Here is an 18,779-nt window from a genome sequence, read left to right on the forward strand (position 1 = left end):
GCACCAGGAACCCGCCCGGCCCTCACAGCGGGCGCGGCCGGTACCGCTCGATCAGCGCGTCGAACAGGCCGTTCATCCGCTCGTCGACCACGCGGCGCGACTCGTCGGCGTCGTACCACTCCACGATCTCGCGGGCGCCGTCGCTGAAGCGCACCGAGGGGGAGTACGCCGGGACGAGGCGGCGGATCTTCGCGTTGTCGAACACCATCGAGTGCGCCTTGTCGCCGATGATCCCGGCACCGAGCTCGGGGTCGGCGGCGGCGATCGCGTCGGAGGCGACGTGCACGAGGCGCGGCTCGACTCCGGCCGCCGCGGCGAGGCAGCGGTGGATCTCGTCCCAGGTCGGCGTCTCGTCGCCGGTGATGTGGAAGGCCTCGCCGATCGCGGCGGAGGCGCCGAGGAGGCCGACCAGGCCGACGGCGACGTCGTCGGCGTGCGTGAGCGTCCAGAGCGAGGTGCCGTCGCCGAGGACGACCACCTCCTGGCCGCGGCGCATCCGGTCGACGACGGTCCAGCCTCCGTCGACGGGCAGCGCGGTGCGGTCGTAGGTGTGGGAGGGGCGGACGATCGTGACCGGGAAGCCGCTCGCGCGGTACTCGGCCACGAGCAGGTCCTCGCACGCGATCTTGTCGCGGGAGTACTGCCAGTAGGGGTTCCGGAGCGGAGTCGACTCGGTGACCGGGACGCTGCGCGGCGGCTTCTGGTAGGCCGAGGCCGAGCTGATGAAGACGTACTGGCCCGTGCGGCCGGCGAACACGTCGATGTCCTGCTGCACGTGCTCGGGAGTGAAGGCGACGAAGTCGATCACGGCGTCGAAGCTCCGGTCGCCGAGGGCGGCGGTGACGGAGTCGCGGTCGCGGCCGTCGGCCTGCACCTCGCGGACGCCCTCGGGCAGCGGGCGGAGCGACGTCCGCCCCCGGTTCAGCACGGTCACGTCGTGGCCGAGCCGCAGCGCCTCGCGGACGCAGGCGGCGCTGATGATGCCCGTCCCGCCGATGAACAGCACGCTGAGCGACATGGATCCTCCTCCGGCGGCGCCCGCGGCGGACGCCTCCCGATCCGATTCCCCCACATCGGGACGCCGCACGCGAGTCCCTTGACCCGGCTATCGCTCGACGGGACGCCGTTGCTCGTCCTCCGGCTCGGGGGCGAGCAGCGCCTCCGGAGCGGCCGCCGCGGTCGGCGCGTCGGGCGTCGTCCGCTGCTCGAGGGAGCGGCCCCAGGCCGTGCCCGCGAGGATCAGCGCGATGCCGAGGAAGCCGACCGGCGCGATCGGATCGCGGGCGAGCGCGACTCCGACGACCGCGGCCCACACCGGCTCGGTGCCCAGCAGCAGGCTGACGCGGGAGGGCGAGGTGCGGCGGACCGCCCACGTCTGCACGAGGAAGCCGAAGACGGTGCAGACCAGGACGAGGTAGAGGAACAGGCCGGCGCCCACGGGGTCGAGCCCCGCGACGTACTCGGGGATCGGCACGCCGACGACGAGCGACGCGGCGCTGAAGACGACGGCGCAGGTGCCGAGCTGCACCGTGGTCAGGCGGAGGGAGTCCATCGGCGCCCGCGCCGAGAGGCGGTGCATCGACGTGACGTGCACGGCCCGTACGACGGCGGCGCCGAGGATCAGCAGGTCGCCGGGGGAGAGCGGGCGGAGGGCGCCGTTGCCCGCGAGCAGCGCGACCCCGACGACCGCGACGAGGCATGCGAGCAGGAAGCGGCCCGGGAGGCGGCGCTTCGAGACGGCGGAGTCGAGGATCGGCGTGATCACGATCGTCAGGCTGATGATGAGGCCCGCGTTGGTGGCGGAGGTGCCGGCGATGCCGTAGGTCTCGAGCGCGAAGATCGTCGCGAGCAGCGCCCCGATGGTCACGCCGACCCGCCACTCCGCCGCGGTGATCCGGTGCCGCCGCGCTGCGACGATCACGGCCAGGCACAGCGCGGCGAGGGTCATCCGCGAGCCGAGCAGCGCCATCACGCTGGAGTCGGTGACGAGCTCCTTCGCCGCGAAGTAGGTCGAGCCCCAGGAGGCGGCGACCACGAGCAGGAGGAGGTCGATCCGGAAGCGGGAGAGGAGAGCGCGCACGGCTCATCGTGGCGGCACGGAGACCCGCAGGACAAGACTGCATCTTCTTCGCCGACGCGTAAGTTGGAACTCATGGAACTCGGACAGCTCAGGGCTCTGCGGGAGCTCGGCGAGCGCGGGAGCATCGCCGCCGTCGCCGCCGCGATGCGGGTGTCCCCCTCCTCCGTCTCGCAGCAGATCAGCGCGCTGCAGCGCCGCACGCCGACGGCGCTGACCTTCCGCGACGGGCGCCGGACCGCGCTGACCCCCGCCGGCCGCGCTCTCGCGGCGGCCGTGGTCGAGGTGGAGGTGGCGCTCGAGCGCGCGGCCCGGGCGGTCGCGGACTTCGAGGGGGAGCCGAGCGGCACCGTCTCGGTCGCCGCGTTCCACAGCGCGGGGCTGGCGATGTTCGGCCCGCTGCTGGAGGCGCTGCGCGCACCGGGTCGGCCGGGCGTCGCGCTCGCCGACTTCGACGTGGCGCAGAGCGCCTTCGCCGGGCTGACCGCGGATCACGACCTGGTCGTCGCGCACCGGCTCGCTGGCAGCGCCGAGTGGCCCGGGACCGTGCGCTCCACGCCCCTCCTCTTCGAGCCGCTCGACCTCGCGCTGCGGCGCGACCATCCGCTCGCCGCGAAGGACGTCGTCCGTCCCGCCGACCTCCGCGACGAGGAGTGGGTCGCGGTGCACGAGGGCTTCCCCCTGGAGCGGGCGATCGACGCCATCGCGGTCCTCGCGGGCGGCGACGCGCGCATCCCGCACCGGATCAACGACTTCCTGGTCGCGGCGGCGGTCGTGTCGGCGGGCGACGGCGTCGCGCTGCTGCCGCGGTACACGACCGACCTGCGGGGCACGCCGGAGGTGGTGCTGCGGCCGCTCGGGATCCCGGGGCTCGGCCGCCACATCGACTGCCTCGCCCGGCCCGAGACGCTGGAGCGCTCGGCCGTGCGGGTCGTGCTCGAGCAGCTGACCGGGATCGCCGCGGGGCTCGCCGCCGCGCCGTAGCATCGTGCCGTGCACCGCCTGATCGAGACCACGGCCGGAGACCCGGCCGCCACGGACCTCTTCGCCCTGCAGGAGGCCGACCTCCTCGCCCGCTACGGCGGCGACGACACCGGTCCGCGTCCGCCCGCCGACGCTCCGACCCTGCTGCTCGAGGTCGACGGCGGGCTCGTCGGCTGCGTGGCGCTCGCGGTCGAGGACGGCATCGGCGAGATCAAGCGGATGTTCGTGGTGAGCGCCGCGCGGGGCCGCGGGCTCAGCCGCGTGCTGCTCGCCGGCGTCGAGCGGCTGGCGGCCCGCGAGGGCGTGGAGATGCTCCGACTGGTCACCGGCACGGAGCAGCCGGAGGCGATGGCGCTCTACGCGAGCGCCGGCTACGACCCGATCGCGGGCTACGGCTACTGGGGCGACGAGCCGAGCGCCCGCTGCTACGCGAAGCGGCTCGACCGCGAGGCGCTGCTCGCCGACGCGGGCTGACGCCGGGCTGGCGCTGGGCTGATGCCGGGCTGGCCGTTCGGCCGTCGGGGCGTGACGCCGGGCTGACGCCGGGCTGCCCGTTCGGCCGTCGCGGGCCGGCGCCGGACTGACGTCGGGTTCTGCGCTCGCCCGTCGCGGGCTCTCCGGGCCGCTCGGTCCAGGGTGCTCGCTAGTCGGGCCGCCCGCTCGGAGGGTCCGTGTCGGCGAGCCCGATGGGGCATCTGCGACGTCGTGGACGACTGGTCGGCGGTGCGGAGAAGCTGCTGAGGATGAGGCGCGGGAGGCGCGGCGCGCCGCCTCAGGGCAGGTTCGCGCCAGAGCGGCCTCGAGCGGCGTGCCCCGTCGCGGAGCAGGCGACTCTGTCGGAGCGGCACGGGCATCCTCCCGCGCCTCTCACCCGACTCTGCCCCCGATACCCAGGGGTGCACGATGACAGAAGGACTCCGATGCAGAACGAAGACACCAGCACGCCGAGCGGCGCCCCCGATCGTCTGACCCAGCGCCGAACCGTGGTGAAGGGCGCCGCATGGGCGATTCCTGTTGTGGCCGCCTCGATCGCCGCTCCGATGGCGTCGGCCTCAACCGCCCCCCAGTGCGCCCTGCAGGACGCGCAGCGCATCGACGCCACCTCGACCACCGCGCTCGCGGCCCGGACGATCCCCGTGCCCGCGGGAACCCAGTGGGTCCGCTTCACGGCGGTCGGCGGAGACGGCGGCGGCGTCCGCACCGGGTCGGACGTCACCAGCGCCGGTGCGCGGGTGACGGGCACCATCCCCGTCGACGCGCTCGGCGGAGCGTCCGAGATCGTCATCACCGCGGGCTCGGGCGGCAGCAACCAGGCCGGCGGCCGGGGGCTCGGCAACGGCGGGGCTCCGGGCACTCCGGGCTACATCGGCTCCGGAGGAGGGGGCGGGGCCAGCGGGATCACCGCCGCGGGCTCCCTGCTCGTCATCGCGGGCGGCGGCGGCGGTAGCGCAGCCGGCTTCACCTCGAACGACTTCACCCGGTCCGCCCGCGTCGGGCCGAACGCGGGGTCCGGCGGCCCCGTCGGCGGCTCCGGCTACGAGAGCGCCGTCTCGCGCGCGGACAGCAGCACCGGCTCCACCGAGCAGGCTCCGAGCACCGGCGGAAGCCAGACCGGGCCGGGGCAGCCCGGTGTGACGACGGTGAACGTGACCGAGTCGGTTCTCGGCAGCCCGGGCTCCGGGCGCGACGGCGGTGCCGGCGCACCGAGGACGAACGCGAGCCGCCAGGTGACCTATGCGTCCGGTGGCGGTGGCGGCGGCTACTTCGGCGGTGCCGGCGGCGGCACCTCCCTGTGGGTGCGCGGTGGCGGCTCCTACGCGGCCAACGCGTCGACGGGCGCAGGAGGCAGCAGCTTCGCCGCGTCCGGCGTGACCGTCGAGACCTCCGACGTCGACACCCGTTCGCAGACGATGGGCTACGTGGAGGTCGCCTTCTTCGTCTGCGAGTAGCGCCTGCCCGAAGGCCAGGTGAGCCTCCGTGGTCGCCCGCTCCGGCGTGCGACCACGGAGGCTCGTCGTCGTCACCGTCCGCTCCACGTCGTCCCCGTCCTCCTGATGTCCCATCACCATATCAGTATGGGACGGGAGGCGCCAGCCCTCACTCCTCCTGCGGCTCCGCGCCGTCGTGCTGCAGGCGCACCAGGACGCGGCGGAGGTGCATGGCCGCGAGGACGCCGGGACCGAGGGTCCGGGAGGTCGCGGCGGTCCGCTCGTCGACGACCTGCACGAGGTGCCGGATCGCACGGGCCGCGCCTCCGATCGCCCGGTGCGCGGCGGGGGAGCCGGCGTCGTCGCGGTCGATCGCGTCGGCGACCGCCCGGCAGGCCTCGCTCAGCGGCGGCCCGAGCGCCGGATCGAACGGGAGCGCGCCCGGCCGCTCCCAGATGGTGTCCGCGAGGGCGCCGCTCAGATCGCGGACGTGGAAGAGGATCGCGTCGAGCGTCTCGAGGCGGAGGTGGTCGGACCGGGAGTCGCGGCGGTGCAGCAGCGCGCGCGGGTTCCCCTTGCGGCTCTCGTCCGCGTCCGCGAGGGCCGCGCGGACCTCCTCCGCCGTCCGGGCCAGCTCCTCGCCGTTGCGGGCCCAGGCCTCGTGCTCGGGCGGCCACGTCTCCTCGAGCGCGGCGGCCAGCTGGCGCAGGTGCTCCGCGAGCTCGCGCCGGAACGCGTCGACCCGGGCGGACGCCGCCTCGACGGTGAGCCCGGGGGCGACGACCACGTTCACCAGCAGCCCCACCACCACGCCCACCGCCATCTGCACGAGGTAGCCGAGGGAGTAGTCCTCGGCGTCGGCCCCGCCGATGATGAGCACGAAGAGGGCCGCCATCGGCACGTACTCGCGGCCCGCGCCGAACCACCCCGTCCCCGAGAGGACCACGCCGATCCCGACGACGAGCGGGATCGTCCACCAGGTCGGGCCGACGGTGACCACCACGAGGGCGGCGAGCCCGATCCCCGCCGCCAGGCCGAGCAGGGTCTGCAGTCCGGTGCGGACCGAGCCCATCAGGGTCGGGTACATGCTGACCAGGGCGCCGAGCGGCGCGTAGTACGGGTACTGCTCCGCGACTCCGGGAGCGAGCGGCGCGACGGCCCAGGCGATGCCGACCGCCAGCGCCGTCTTGAGAGCGAGCATCAAGCGCGAGCCGGTGACCGCCTCCCGCCAGGCGAGGGCGGCGCGGGACGTCCGGGTGCGGGGCATCCCGGCACCCTAGGCGAGGGGCGCGGCCCGTCTCTCCCCTCTTGACAGCGGCGGCGGAGGCCCGAGCGACGGTGGAGGGCCGAGGGCGGCGGCTCGGGACGGCGGTGCTGATCACGACTCACGACGAACGTCCGATCCGGCCCACGTCGCCTGCGCCGTTCCACGGGGCGCCGCGGATCCTTCCTCCGTGACGAGAGCGACCGCGCGGACCGCAGGCGCCGTGAAGTGATGCCACCCCCGCTCACGGGGGCCGTTGAGTTTGCGCAGACGCCCTGTTACCGTGAACAAACCGTGCAGCTGGCGGCGTCGGAGGCCTCGAGGTGGAGGTCGCGCCGGATCCTGCGAGTCACGGCGAGTTCTTCTCCGAGGTCCACCGGGCCTCTCCCCTTGGCGCCCTCCGGCGCCTCTCCGCAGCCCCCCAGCCCCCGGGGGCGCGCCGCTCACGGTGCGCCTCCGGGCCCCACGCCGCCCCTTGACGATGGAGTCACGATGACGACCGCATCGACGCCCGTCGACGCCGAGCTCCCCCGATCCGCGGGGCTCCGGCGCCACCACACGGCCGGGCTGCTGATCCTCCTCGCCGCGGTGGCTCCGCTGCCCTACACCGCCGCCTCCCCGGCCGTCGCCCTCGGCGAGCCGACCTCCACCGACCCGATCGCGCCGGACACCGCCGACCCCGCGATCGAGTTCCACGACGGCGACTGCTCCATGGTCGCGACAGCCCGGGCAACCCCGTCGTGATGCGGAGGGCGCCCACCCTCGCGGCACTCGGCACCACCGCCCCGACCACCGGGTACACCGACATGAACCCAGGCGGCTGACCCCTCGTGCCGGTCGAGCGGCTGCCCCTCCCTGCCTGTCGAGCAGCCGCCCAGCGGCGTATCGAGCCCCTCGTGCTTCGCACACAGGTTCCGACACGCCCCTGACGGCGCTGCTCGACCGAGCAGGGCTCGGCACCCCGAGATCCTCTCCCCCTCCCCGAACCGCACCACTCCACCGAAGGAGCACCATGCCCCCCACCACCACACCCGCGCGGCGAGCGCCGCTGCGCGCAGCGCTCGCCGCGCTCGGCCTCGGAGCAGTGCTGCTCTCGGGCCTCGTCGCCCCGGCTCCGGCCGCGCAGGCGGCCGATGCCGTGATCCCGCAGCAGGGCCTCCTCGCCGACTACCGGTTCACGCAGACCACCGGCAGCACGGTCCCGAACACCGTGAGCGGAGGCGTGGGAGCCGCCACCGTCCGCAACGCGACCGACGCGCTCTGGACCGGCACGTCGCTCCGCCTCACCGGCGGCCCCAAGAGCAGCACCACCGCCCCCTGGGTGCAGCTGCCCGCGAACCTGCTGACCGGTCGCTCGTCGGCCACCGTCACGATCGAGACCCGCGCCGACGCGTCGATGCTCTCGAACTTCCACTTCCTGTGGAACATCGGCAGCGACAGCACGAACCAGTACTGGTTCGCGTCCGTCCGCGACCGGGTGCGCACCGCGATCACGACCAGCGGAGGGAACGGCGAGAACAACGCCCGCAGCGCCTCCGCCCTGACCGCCGACCGCTGGTACAGCCTCACCTCGGTGATCGACGGCAGCGCCGGCACGATCTCGTTCTTCGTCGACGGCGTCCAGGTCGCCTCGGCGCCCACCGCTCTGCGCCCCTCGTCGGTGGCGGACCAGTCGCTGAACACGATCGGCCGAGCACCGTACCCCGACCCGTTCTACATGGGCGAGGTCTCGGCGTTCCGCGTCTACGACCGCGCGCTCACCGGGGCGGAGGTGGTGGCCGTGTCGAGCGTCGACGCGAAGCCTCACGCCTCCACGTTCTCCCCGATCGCCGCCGCCGTGCTGGCCGGGGTCGCCCCGCTCACCGTCGACGACTCGACCACGAACCTGCCCGACTACGGGGGAGCGGTGACCTGGTCCTCCAGCGACCCGACCCTGCGCGTCTCGGCCGACGGCCGCACCCTCAGCGCCGACCGCCCCGCCGTGGGCCAGGCCGCGCGCGCCTCGACGCTCACCGCGACGGCGTCGATCCGCGGAATCGTGCAGACCCGCTCGATCGCCGTGACGGTCGAGCCGCAGGTCGGCGTCGACACCCCCTACGGCTACATGATGGTCCACTTCGTCGAGGACTCCCAGGGCTACGCCGAGAAGATCTACCTCGACGTCTCCCGCGGCGACGACCCGGAGAAGTGGGACCCGCTCAACGGCGCGAAGCCGATCCTGGCCTCCGACCTCGGCACCACCGGTGTCCGCGACCCGTACCTGACCTACAACCCCGACACGAAGAAGTACTACATCATCGCCACGGACCTCCGCGTCTTCGGCGGCGACCGGGGCCCCAGCACCTGCGACACCTGGTGCTACTGGACCACCAAGGGCAGCACGAAGATGAACGTCTGGGAGTCGAGCGACCTCGTGTCGTGGAGCGACGTCCGCCAGTTCGACGTGGCGCTCGACGCCGCGGGGACGAAGAAGCTCGAGGCCGGCATGATGTGGGCTCCCGAGGCCACGTGGGTGCCGGACTACGCGGGACCCGGCAAGGGCGCGTTCGTCGTCTACTGGTCCTCGACGGTCTACCCGACCGCGGCGCACACGCCGGGCACCGGATCCTCCCGCGTGCTCTGGGGAGCGACCACGGACTTCACGCAGGCCACCTACTCGTACGGCGGCACCTTCATCGACACCGGGGCCGACACGATCGACACCACGCTGATCCAGGACTCCGGCACGACCTACCGGATCTCGAAGGACAACGGCACCGGCAAGGGCATCTACATGGAGTCGACCACCTCGGCGACCTGGTGGCTGCCGACGACCTCGTGGACGCAGATCCAGTCGCGCATCGGCGCGGTGTGGTCCGGCGGCAACCCCGGTGGGGTCGAGGGCCCCGCGGTGTTCAAGGACCACGGCGAGGACACCTGGTACCTGTACGTCGACGTGATCCCCGCGACCGGCTACAAGCCGATGGTGACGAACGACCTCGACACGGGCTGGACCCAGCTCACCGACCCGGGCTTCTCGCTCGCCTCGTCGACCAAGCACGGCGGCATCGTCTCGCTGACCGCGGGGCAGTACGCCGAGGTCCGCTCGGCCGACGCCGCCTCCGCGGTCCGCTCGGACCTCGGCGAGGTGACGGTCGCCTCCGGCACCGACGCCGCGGCGGCTCTGCCCGCCCGCGCCGACGTCGTGCTCGCCTACAACCGGGGCACCGCCTCGCAGCCGGTCACCTGGAACACCTCCGCGGTGGCGACGGCGCCCGGCCGCTACTCCGTCACCGGAGTCGTCCGCACGATCGGTGCGAACGACAACCAGTGGGTGGGCGCGAACGGATCGACGGCCTACAACGCCGCCGACCGTCGGCTCTCGAGCTCCACGGCCGTCACGGTCACCGCGACCGTGGTGGTGACGGCACCGACCTCGACGCTCACCGCGTCCACCCGCTGCGTCGCGGGCAAGGTCGTCCTCACCGGAGTGGTGAAGAACACGGGCACGACGCCCCTCTCGGTCGTCATCCGCTCGCCGTTCGGCGCCTCGCAGACGCTGACCGCCGCCCCCGGCGCCAGCGCCTCGGCCGCCTTCACCACCCGTCAGGCCTCGGTCCCGGCCGCCTCGCTCACCGCGGGCGCCCTGACCGCGGCCTACCCGGCGCGCACCTGCTGACGCACGCGCGCCGCTGACGCCGAGACGGCCCGCCCCCGCCGAGACACCGCCCCACTGTGGTGCCTCGGCCGGGAGCGGGCCGTCTCGGCGTCGAGCGCCTCGGAGCTCCGCGGCGGCCGCCCCACATCCCGGCACGGCAGGCTGTACGGATGAGCGCGCCTGGAACCACCGACCCCCTCGACCACGTCCGCGTGCGCGGCGCCCGCGAGAACAACCTCCGGAGCATCGACGTCGACGTGCCGCGCGACGCCCTCGTCGCCTTCACGGGGGTCTCCGGATCGGGCAAGAGCTCGCTCGCCTTCGGCACGCTCTACGCGGAGGCGCAGCGCCGCTACTTCGAGTCGGTCGCCCCCTACGCGCGGCGGCTGATCGACCAGGTCGGCGTGCCGGACGTCGACTCGATCGAGGGCCTGCCGCCGGCCGTCGCCCTCCCGCAGCGGCGCTCCGGAGGCTCGGCCCGCTCCACGGTCGGCAGTGCGACGACGCTCTCGAGCGTGGTGCGGATGGTGTTCTCGCGCATCGGCGCCTACCCCGAGGGCGCGCCGATGCTGCTCGCAGAGGACTTCTCGGCCAACACCGTGCAGGGCGCGTGCCCCAGCTGCCACGGCATCGGCCGGGTCTACGACGTCCCCGACGAGCTGATGGTGCCGGACGACTCCCTCTCGATCCGCGACGGGGCGCTCGCCGCCTGGCCGACCGCCTGGCACGGCAAGCAACTGCGCGACAGCCTGATCTCGCTCGGACACGACATCGACGCTCCGTGGCGCGACCTGCCCGCGGAGGACCGCGACTGGATCCTGCACACTCCTGACTCCCCGCAGGTTCCCGTGTGGACCGACCGCTCTCCCGCGGAGGTGCGCGCGTCCGTGGCCGCCGGGGACGAGCCGCGCTACATGAGCACGTTCCTCGGGGTGCGCCGCTACGTGCTCGACACCTTCGCCGGCTCGAAGAGCGCCCGGATGCGCGAGCGCGCGGCCTCGTTCGTCGTCAGCGTCGCCTGCCCGGTGTGCGGCGGCCGGAGGCTGAAGCCCGACGCGCTCGCCGTCACCTTCGAGGGGCTCGACATCACCGAGCTGTCAGCGCTCCCGCTCGAGGAGCTGGTCGTCGTCGCGCGGCGCGTGCTGGAGCCCGGCTGGACCCCGGCCGACGGCGCTCCGCAGACCCGCCTGGCCGCGCAGCGGCTGGTCGAGGACCTCGTCGCCCGCCTCGCGCCGATCGTCGACCTGGGCCTCGGCCACCTCTCGCTCGACCGCTCCACGCCGACGCTCTCCTCGGGGGAGCTCCAGCGGATGCGCCTCGCGACGCAGGTGCTCTCGCGCCTCTTCGGCGTCGTCTTCGTGCTCGACGAGCCGTCCACGGGCCTGCACCCCGCCGACACGGAGGCGCTGCTCGGCATCCTGCGGACCCTGCGGGCGACCGGCAACACCGTCTTCTTCGTCGAGCACTCCCTCGACGTCATCCGCGAGGCCGACTGGATCGTCGACATCGGCCCGGGCGCGGGGTCGGGGGGCGGCACCGTCGTCTACTCCGGCCCGCTCGACGGCCTGCCGGGCGCCCGCGGCTCCGTCACCCGCCGCTACCTCTTCCCCGAGGGCGACCCGGCGCCGCTGCGCTCCCGCCGCACCGCGGAGCAGTGGATCGAGCTCGCCGGAGTCTCGCGGCACACCCTCGACGACCTCTCCGTCGCGTTCCCGGTCGGGGTGCTCACCGCGGTCACCGGCGTCTCCGGATCGGGCAAGTCGACGCTCGTGAACCAGGCGCTGCCCGATCTGCTGCGCGCCTCGCTCCGCGCCGACGTCGCCGAGGACGCGCCGACGGAGGAGGTCGGGGAGGCGGACCCGCTGCTCGACGCGGCGGCGGCGGCGACCCGCGGCACCGCCTCCGGGCCCGCGGACCGCCTGCGCCGGGTGGTGCAGGTGACCCAGACCCCGATCGGCCGGACCTCGCGCTCGAACGTCGCGACGTACACGGGCCTGTTCGACCGGGTGCGGACGCTCTTCGCGGCCACTCCGGAGGCGAAGCGCCGCCGCTTCTCGGCGAGCCGATTCTCCTTCAACCTGCCCAGCGGGCGCTGCCCCGTCTGCAAGGGCGAGGGCTCCGTGGAGGTGGAGCTGCTGTTCCTCCCGACCGTCGAGGCGCCCTGCTCGGCGTGCGGCGGCACCCGGTACAACGACGAGACGCTCGAGGTCACCCTGGGCGGCCGGACGATCGCCGACGTCCTCGCGCTGAGCGTCGCCGATGCGCGCGAGGCCTTCGCCGAGGACCGCGAGGTCGCCCGCCACCTCGACGCGCTGGTGGACGTGGGGCTCGGCTACGTCTCGCTCGGCCAGCCGGCGCCCGAGCTGTCCGGGGGAGAGGCGCAGCGGGTGAAGCTCGCCTCGGAGCTGCGTCGCGCCCAGCGCGGGGACACGCTCTACCTGCTCGACGAGCCGACGTCGGGCCTGCACCCCGCCGACGCCGACCGCCTGCTCGAGCACCTGCAGCACCTGGTCGACGCGGGCAACACGGTGATCGTCGTCGAGCACGACATGCGCGTCGTCGCCGACGCGGACTGGGTCGTGGACCTCGGCCCGGGGGCGGGCCGGGCCGGCGGCTCGGTGGTCGCGACGGGCACTCCGGAGGAGGTCGCCGAGGCCGCGGGCAGCCGCACCGCTCCGTACCTCCGGGCGGCTCTGGACCGGCGCCGCTGAGCGCTCGAGGACCCTGTCAGTCCTCTCACCGAAACCTCACCGAAAACGATTGTTAACGGTAACATTCGAGGCGGCCCGCCCCCCTGGGCCGGATTTCTCAACGACGAGAGGCCTCACGAATGAGACGACGACTCCCCCTGGCCACCGTGGCGGTGATGGCGCTGACGGCGGGTCTCCTGTCGGTCGGCCCCACGGCCCAGGCCGCCCCCACCACCTCGCTCGACGCCGCGAAGGTGCTCGAGCTCCCGTTCGACGGGTCGCTCGCCGACACCAGCGGTCGTGGTACCGCCCTCGGGATGCAGAAGGGCACGGCCTCCTACGGCACCGGCCTGAACGGCCGGGCGTTCGAGTTCACCGGATCGAACGCGATCTCGCTCGGCACTGCGGCGGCGCTGCAGCCCGCCGACCTCACCGTCTCCTTCTGGTACAAGCCGACCAGCGCGATGACCGGTGAGCAGGTCTTCACCTGGAACAAGACCGCCTACAACTCCGACGGCTGGTACCTCACCTCCGAGGGCGACGGCACCCCGCTCGCCCTCTCGATCGGCCCGTCCGGCGGTCAGCCGTACAAGGTCGCCGTCGAGACCGCGCGCTCCGGCTTCTTCCCCGCGGGGGAGTGGACGCACGTGGTCGCCACGTACGACAAGAGCACCAAGGCCGTCGCCTTCTACCGCAACGGGGTGAAGCAGACCGCCGTCGTCAAGACCGCGCCGTCCTCCTCCGCGTCCGGCGTCCTCGGCTCCGAGAGCACGTCGACGAAGACCCTCGGCTTCAACGGCCCCCAGTACAACGGCGCGCACCTGCGCGGCCTGCTCGACGACTACGCGCTCTACAACGGCGTCGCCACCACCACCGACGTCGTCGCCCTGACGAAGGCCGGGAACCCCTCCTTCGACCCCGCGAGCATCGCCCGGGCCGACCTCGAGCTGGTCGCCCCGCCCGCGAGCACCAGCACCGGCTTCACCCTGCCCACCGTCGGCGCGAAGGGGTCCGCCCTCAGCTGGACCTCCTCCGACCCGGCGACCGTCGCGATCAGCGGAGGCACGGCCGCGGTCACGCCGCCCACCGGCTCCGCGACGCAGGTCGTCCTCACCGGCTCCGCCACCTACGGGGGCAGCACCGCGGTCACGAAGACCTACACTCTCCAGGTGCAGCCCCGGGGAGTGAAGACGTCGAACTACCTTCTGGAGGCCGGCCTGTCCGACGTCTCCGTGCAGGACCCCTACCTCGAGAACGGGGAGCAGCAGACCGTCGAGTACCTGCTGAGCCTCGACCCCGAGATGTTCCTCTACTCCTTCTACCGCGAGGCCGGGCTCACGCCGACCACCAGCGGCGGATACGGGGGCTGGGAGCGCGAGAACGGCACCCGGTTCCAGGGCCACTTCTTCGGCCACTACCTCTCGGCGCTCTCGCAGGCCTACGCGACCGAGGAGGACGCGGCCACCAAGGCGGCTCTGCTCGCGAAGCTCACCGCTTCCGTCGACGGTCTGAAGAAGGTCCAGGACGCCTACGCGCTGAAGGACCCCGCGAACGCCGGCTACGTCTCGCCGTTCCCGACCCGCTACCTCCCCTCGGGCGGCGACGGCCTGCTCGTCCCCTTCTACAACCTGCACAAGGTGCTCGCAGGCCTCCTCGACGCCCACGACCAGGCGCCCGACGCCGTCTCGCAGAAGGCGCTCACCGTCGCCGGCGGCTTCGGCAGCTGGATCACCGCCTGGGCGGGCCGCCAGGCCAACCCCGGGCAGCTCCTGAACACGGAGTACGGCGGAATGAACGAGGCGCTCTACCGCCTGTACGAGACCACGCACGACCCGGCGCACAAGCGCGCGGCCGAGTACTTCGACGAGACCGCGCTGTTCCAGAAGCTCGCGAACAACGAGGACGTCCTCAACGGGCTGCACGCGAACACGACCGTCCCGAAGCTGATCGGCGCGCTGAAGCGCTACCGCGTCTTCACCGACGACCCGGCGCTCTACGCCACGCTCACCGCCGCGGAGAAGTCGGATCTCGACATGTACCGCCGTGCCGCCGAGAACTTCTGGCGCATGGTCGACGAGACCCACACCTACGCCAACGGCGGCAACAGCCAGTCCGAGCACTTCCACGCACCCGGCACCCTGTACGAGTACGCCACGAACGGCCAGACCACCGGCTACGGCGAGAACTCGACCTCCGAGGGCTGCAACATCTACAACATGCTCAAGCTCACCCGGGCGCTGTTCCAGGTGACCGAGGACGTGAAGTACGCCGACTTCTACGAGGAGACGTTCATCAACGGCGTCCTCTCGGTGCAGAACCCGGACACCGGCATGGTGACCTACTTCCAGCCGCAGACCGCGGGCTACGCCAAGGTCTTCGGGCACGAGCTCGACGAGTTCTGGTGCGACCACGGCTCGGGTATCGAGAGCTTCACCAAGCTCGGCGACTCGATCTACTTCGAGAAGCCGAAGACCGTCTTCGTGAACCAGTTCCGCTCCTCCGTCCTCCGCTCCTCCGCGAACAACCTCCGGCTGACCCAGACGGCGGACATCCCGAGCACGGACACGGCGACCCTGAGGGTCGAAGCGCTGGCCGGAGGAGCCGTGGCCGCGGACACGACCCTCAAGCTGCGCGTGCCGTCCTGGATCGACGGAGCGCCGACGCTCACCGTGAACGGTGCCGTCCGTGCCGTCACGGCCCAGGCCGGATACGTCTCGGTCGCCGTCGCCGCCGGTGACGTGCTGACCTGGAAGCTGCCCGCCGCGGTCAGCGCGGTCGCGGACACGGAGAACCCCGACTGGACCGCGTTCCGCTACGGACCGGTGCTGCTGGCGACCGAGCTCAACCGCTCGAACGTCGAGGCGTCCTACGTCGCCGGCGTCCTGGTGCGCATGGGCACGGCCGACAAGTCCGTGAACTCGAACGTCGTCGTCGCGGACTCCGCGGCCTGGAAGTCCGCGGTCCGCGGCAACCTGGTCCGCCTGCCCGACGGCGCGGACGGCAACGGCCGCACGACGATGCGCTTCGGCATGAAGAACGTCGACGCCGCGTCCGCCGCCCGGGTGTTCACTCCGTACTACAGCCTCTACAACGCCCGCTACGCGACCTACATGACCCTGATCGAGCCCGACTCGGCCGCGGCCCAGGAGCTGATCCGGACGCAGAAGGAGCAGCTGCGCGTCGACGAGACGACGATCGACTCCCTCACCTCCTTCGACAACAACAACAGCGAGGCCGACAAGAACTACAAGACCGCGCGGTCCTCGGTGGGGACCTGGCGCGGCGAGGGGTACCGCGACGGCGAGCGCTCGGCGGAGGCGTACTTCCAGTACGACATGATCGTCGACCCGGCTCTGCCGGCGAACTACCTCGGGGTCCGCTACTACGGCGGCGACGCGGGACGCACCTTCGACGTCTACCTCAACGACGTGAAGCTCAAGACCGAGGTGGTCTCGGGAGCGGCCGGAGCGACGAGCTGGTACGTCCAGTACGACCGGATCCCGGCGTCGATCCTCAGCGGTCTCGCCGCGAAGGACAGCTACAAGCGCGACCAGAGCGGGAAGTACGTGCTCGACGCGAAGGGGCAGAAGATCCCCGTCGTCACGGTGCGCTTCCAGGGCACCGGATCCAGCTACGTCGGCGGTGTCTTCGGGGTCTACACGACCGAGTCGACCACCTACGCTGCGGACCCGGAGCTGACGAAGCTCTCCTCCGACGTCGGGACGCTCTCGCCGGCTCTCGCCGCCGGGGTCAGGGACCACACGCTCACGGTGCCGGCCGGCACGACGAGCGTCTCGCTCGACCTGGACCCGGCCGTGCCCAGCGGCCTGGTGAAGGTCGACGGCGTGCTGATCGACGACACCGTCCGCCGCACCGTGCCGCTCGCGGCCTCGGGGACGACGAGCGTGGTCGTCGAGTCGTCGGCGCAGGACCACACGACGACAGCGACCTACCGCCTCTCCATCGTCCGCGCCTCCGCGGCGACGGTACCGACGACCGTGGCGGCCACCAGCCGCTGCGTGGCGGGCAAGGTCGTGGTGACGGTCACCGCTCGGAACGATGCGAAGGTCCCGGCGGGGATCACCCTCGGCTCCGCCTGGGGCTCGAAGGCGTTCACCGGGATCGCTCCCGGGTCGAGCGCCTCGCACGCCTTCACCACCCGCGCCGCCTCGGTGGCCGCGGGCTCGGCGACGGTGACCGCGACGGCGACCGTGGACGGAGCATCGGTGACCACCACGAAGCAGGCCGCGTACTCCGCTCTCACCTGCAAGTGACGTGACGACGACGGCCGCCGGGGATCGCCCCCGGCGGCCGTCGTCGTCAGTCGGAGGTGCGGTAGAGGCCCTGGAGCAGCCCGATGACGTCGCCCAGGACGGGCGGCGGGTCGCTCCGGATCCACGCGGCGTGCACGGGGACCGGCGGGGCGTCGCGGACGACCCGGTAGGCGAGGCCCTGCCGTCGGTACTGGCTCACCGTCGATTCCGCGGTCACTCCGCGGGCGGAGCCGCTGCTGATCACCGTGAGCCAGTCGTCGACGTCGGTCGTCGGGACGGTGATCCGCGGCCGGTCGTGCTCGGGCCAGAGGTCGAGCCGGGTGCTCCCGGTCCGGTCGTCGAGCGCGAGCGGAGCGGTCGCCACCTGGGCGAGCGTGACCGTGCGCTTCGCGGCGAGCGGGTCGTCGACGGACAGGGCGCAGTAGCGCTTCTCGGTGCCGATCAGAGCCGACTCGACGTCCGCAGCCGGAGATCCGCGCCGGAGGATCGCGAGGTCGCTGAGGCCCTCCGCGAGCCCCGCGGTGGGGGTGTTGGAGCGGATCAGCCGCAGCTCGTGGCGGGGGAGCGCCGCGGCCCAGCGGCGCTGGAACTCCTGGGTGTGCTCGCCGAGAGCCGACCAGGCGTAGCCGATCCGGATCGTGTCCGTTCCGGCCGCCGCCTCCTCGCGCAGATCGTCGACGACGGCCAGGACGCGGCGGGCGTGCCGCAGCACCCGCTCGCCCGCCGGCGCGAGCTCGACGCTGCGGGTCGTCCGGTGGAGGAGCCTTCGTCCGAGGACGGACTCGAGCGCCGCGACGTTGCGGGAGACCGCCGTCTGGGAGATGCCGAGGTCGATCCCCGCGTCGGTGAAGGTCCCGGCGTCGACGACGCCGACGAACGACCGGAGGTGGCGCAGTTCCAGATCCATGACCGCATCCTATTCATGCGGTTCCCGCATCGATCGGACCGGTGATGCATTGTGAGCCGGGGCCGGACGGCTCGCAGACTTCCGGCATGACGAAGCAGCTCCCCGGCGACGGACGGACCGTCGGCGTCGCGACCGCCCTCGCGAGCGCCCTCTCGAATCAGCTCGGGGCGGCCTCCGGGACTCTGGCCTTCCCGGTCCTGGGATCCGTCGGAGTGGTCGCCGTCCGGCAGATCGTCGCCGCGCTGATCCTCCTCCCGGTCGTGCGGCCGCGGATCCGCGACCTGACCCGCGCGCAGTGGTGGCCCGTCCTGCTCCTCGCCGTGGTGTTCGGAGCGATGAACCTCACGCTCTACGCGGCCATCGACCGCATCGGGCTGGGGCTGGCGGTGACCCTGGAGTTCTGCGGGCCGCTGGCGGTCGCGCTCCTCGGCTCCCGGAGCAGGACCAGCGCGCTCTGCGCCCTCGTCGCCGGAGCGGGCGTCCTCGCGATCGCCGGGCCGAGGCCCTCGTCCGACCAGCTGGGGAACGCGCTCGGTCTCGCGGCCGCGTGCTGCTGGGCCGCGTACATCCTGCTCAACCGGATCATCGGACTCCGGCTGCCCGGAGCGCAGGGGACCGCCACGGCGACCGGGATCTCCGCCGCCGTCTTCCTGCCCGTCGCCGTCTGGACGCTCGTCTCGACGCGCCCCGACGCGGGCACCGTGCTCCTGGCGGTCGGCGCCGGCGTCCTGGCGACGGCCGTCCCGTTCGTGGCCGACGTGATCGCGCTCCGGAGGCTCCCGGCGAGCGTGTTCGGGACGCTCATGAGCGTCAACCCCGTCCTGGCCGCCCTCATCGGCGCGGTCGTGCTCGGGCAGGACGTCGGCGCGGCCGGATGGATCGGCATCGCCCTCATCGTCATCGCGAACGCGGCGGTCCTCCGGCGGGGGCGTCGCGGGCGGTGAGGCCCGGCGGCGGGCCGAGCGAGAGGTGATCCCGTCGAGATGCCGCCGCTGTGCGTTACCTGTTCGTTATGAAA

General features: G+C 73.0%; 12 protein-coding genes. 8 read left to right on the forward strand and 4 right to left on the reverse strand.

The features are described from left to right. Positions 1-22: 22 nt before the first annotated feature. Together C5C99_RS08360 and C5C99_RS08365 are read right to left on the reverse strand one after the other, a co-directional pair. A complete protein-coding gene (locus tag C5C99_RS08360) occupies positions 23-1,018 on the reverse strand; it encodes an SDR family oxidoreductase (RefSeq protein ID WP_104339910.1) in 996 nt (331 codons plus the stop codon). Between the two features lie 87 nt (positions 1,019-1,105). After that, positions 1,106-2,080, reverse strand: coding sequence for a DMT family transporter (locus C5C99_RS08365; protein WP_219813616.1), 975 nt, complete (start codon positions 2,078-2,080; stop codon positions 1,106-1,108). Positions 2,081-2,152: 72 nt separating this feature from the next. On the opposite strand from C5C99_RS08365, the gene C5C99_RS08370 reads away from it, so the two are divergent. From C5C99_RS08370 to C5C99_RS08380, 3 genes are all read left to right on the forward strand, one after another. Continuing rightward, positions 2,153-3,061, forward strand: coding sequence for a LysR family transcriptional regulator (locus tag C5C99_RS08370; protein WP_104339911.1), 909 nt, complete (start codon positions 2,153-2,155; stop codon positions 3,059-3,061). Positions 3,062-3,070: 9 nt separating this feature from the next. Next, positions 3,071-3,535 carry a GNAT family N-acetyltransferase gene (locus C5C99_RS08375; protein WP_104339912.1) on the forward strand — a complete coding sequence of 155 codons (465 nt, stop codon included), beginning with the start codon at positions 3,071-3,073 and terminating at the stop codon, positions 3,533-3,535. 446 nt (positions 3,536-3,981) lie between these two features. Further along, the gene (locus C5C99_RS08380) at positions 3,982-5,010 is read left to right on the forward strand and encodes a hypothetical protein (RefSeq protein ID WP_146085482.1); all 1,029 of its coding nucleotides are present in this window, start codon (positions 3,982-3,984) and stop codon (positions 5,008-5,010) included. Positions 5,011-5,158: 148 nt separating this feature from the next. Here C5C99_RS08380 and C5C99_RS08385 read toward each other — a convergent pair whose 3' ends face one another. Beyond that, the gene (locus tag C5C99_RS08385) at positions 5,159-6,256 is read right to left on the reverse strand and encodes an aromatic acid exporter family protein (protein WP_104339914.1); all 1,098 of its coding nucleotides are present in this window, start codon (positions 6,254-6,256) and stop codon (positions 5,159-5,161) included. Positions 6,257-6,745: 489 nt separating this feature from the next. Between C5C99_RS08385 and C5C99_RS08390 the strand changes: the two genes are divergently transcribed. The 4 genes from C5C99_RS08390 to C5C99_RS08405 all read left to right on the forward strand — a co-directional run bounded on the left by C5C99_RS08390 (position 6,746) and on the right by C5C99_RS08405 (position 16,854). After that, entirely contained in the window at positions 6,746-6,997 is a 252-nt protein-coding gene (locus tag C5C99_RS08390; RefSeq protein ID WP_104263513.1) for a hypothetical protein, read from the forward strand. A 268-nt stretch (positions 6,998-7,265) separates the two neighbouring features. Next, on the forward strand, positions 7,266-9,911 hold the full coding sequence (locus C5C99_RS08395; protein ID WP_104339915.1) for a LamG-like jellyroll fold domain-containing protein: 2,646 nt from the start codon (positions 7,266-7,268) through the stop codon (positions 9,909-9,911). Positions 9,912-10,060: 149 nt separating this feature from the next. Next, positions 10,061-12,601, forward strand: a complete 2,541-nt coding sequence (locus C5C99_RS08400) for an excinuclease ABC subunit UvrA (RefSeq protein ID WP_104339916.1) — start codon at positions 10,061-10,063, stop codon at positions 12,599-12,601. A gap of 119 nt (positions 12,602-12,720) precedes the next feature. Then, positions 12,721-16,854 carry a beta-L-arabinofuranosidase domain-containing protein gene (locus C5C99_RS08405; RefSeq protein WP_104339917.1) on the forward strand — a complete coding sequence of 1,378 codons (4,134 nt, stop codon included), beginning with the start codon at positions 12,721-12,723 and terminating at the stop codon, positions 16,852-16,854. Positions 16,855-16,900: 46 nt separating this feature from the next. Here the strand turns inward: C5C99_RS08405 and C5C99_RS08410 are convergent, their stop codons facing one another. Continuing rightward, positions 16,901-17,761 carry a LysR family transcriptional regulator gene (locus C5C99_RS08410; RefSeq protein WP_104339918.1) on the reverse strand — a complete coding sequence of 287 codons (861 nt, stop codon included), beginning with the start codon at positions 17,759-17,761 and terminating at the stop codon, positions 16,901-16,903. A gap of 86 nt (positions 17,762-17,847) precedes the next feature. On the opposite strand from C5C99_RS08410, the gene C5C99_RS08415 reads away from it, so the two are divergent. After that, on the forward strand, positions 17,848-18,705 hold the full coding sequence (locus tag C5C99_RS08415) for a DMT family transporter (protein ID WP_104339919.1): 858 nt from the start codon (positions 17,848-17,850) through the stop codon (positions 18,703-18,705). The last annotated feature ends 74 nt before the right edge of the window (positions 18,706-18,779 follow it).

The organism is Rathayibacter sp. AY1C4, assembly GCF_002932195.1.
In the GTDB taxonomy this organism is placed as follows: domain Bacteria; phylum Actinomycetota; class Actinomycetes; order Actinomycetales; family Microbacteriaceae; genus Rathayibacter.

Bases quoted from the DNA above. Each gene is read 5' to 3' on its own strand.
- C5C99_RS08385 (WP_104339914.1), bottom strand. From the start codon at position 6,256: ATGCCCCGCACCCGGACGTCCCGCGCCGCCCTCGCCTGGCGGGAGGCG.
- C5C99_RS08415 (WP_104339919.1), top strand. From the start codon at position 17,848: ATGACGAAGCAGCTCCCCGGCGACGGACGGACCGTCGGCGTCGCGACC.
- C5C99_RS08395 (WP_104339915.1), top strand. From the start codon at position 7,266: ATGCCCCCCACCACCACACCCGCGCGGCGAGCGCCGCTGCGCGCAGCG.
- C5C99_RS08370 (WP_104339911.1), top strand. From the start codon at position 2,153: ATGGAACTCGGACAGCTCAGGGCTCTGCGGGAGCTCGGCGAGCGCGGG.
- C5C99_RS08405 (WP_104339917.1), top strand. From the start codon at position 12,721: ATGAGACGACGACTCCCCCTGGCCACCGTGGCGGTGATGGCGCTGACG.
- C5C99_RS08360 (WP_104339910.1), bottom strand. From the start codon at position 1,018: ATGTCGCTCAGCGTGCTGTTCATCGGCGGGACGGGCATCATCAGCGCC.
- C5C99_RS08410 (WP_104339918.1), bottom strand. From the start codon at position 17,761: ATGGATCTGGAACTGCGCCACCTCCGGTCGTTCGTCGGCGTCGTCGAC.
- C5C99_RS08390 (WP_104263513.1), top strand. From the start codon at position 6,746: ATGACGACCGCATCGACGCCCGTCGACGCCGAGCTCCCCCGATCCGCG.
- C5C99_RS08400 (WP_104339916.1), top strand. From the start codon at position 10,061: ATGAGCGCGCCTGGAACCACCGACCCCCTCGACCACGTCCGCGTGCGC.
- C5C99_RS08380 (WP_146085482.1), top strand. From the start codon at position 3,982: ATGCAGAACGAAGACACCAGCACGCCGAGCGGCGCCCCCGATCGTCTG.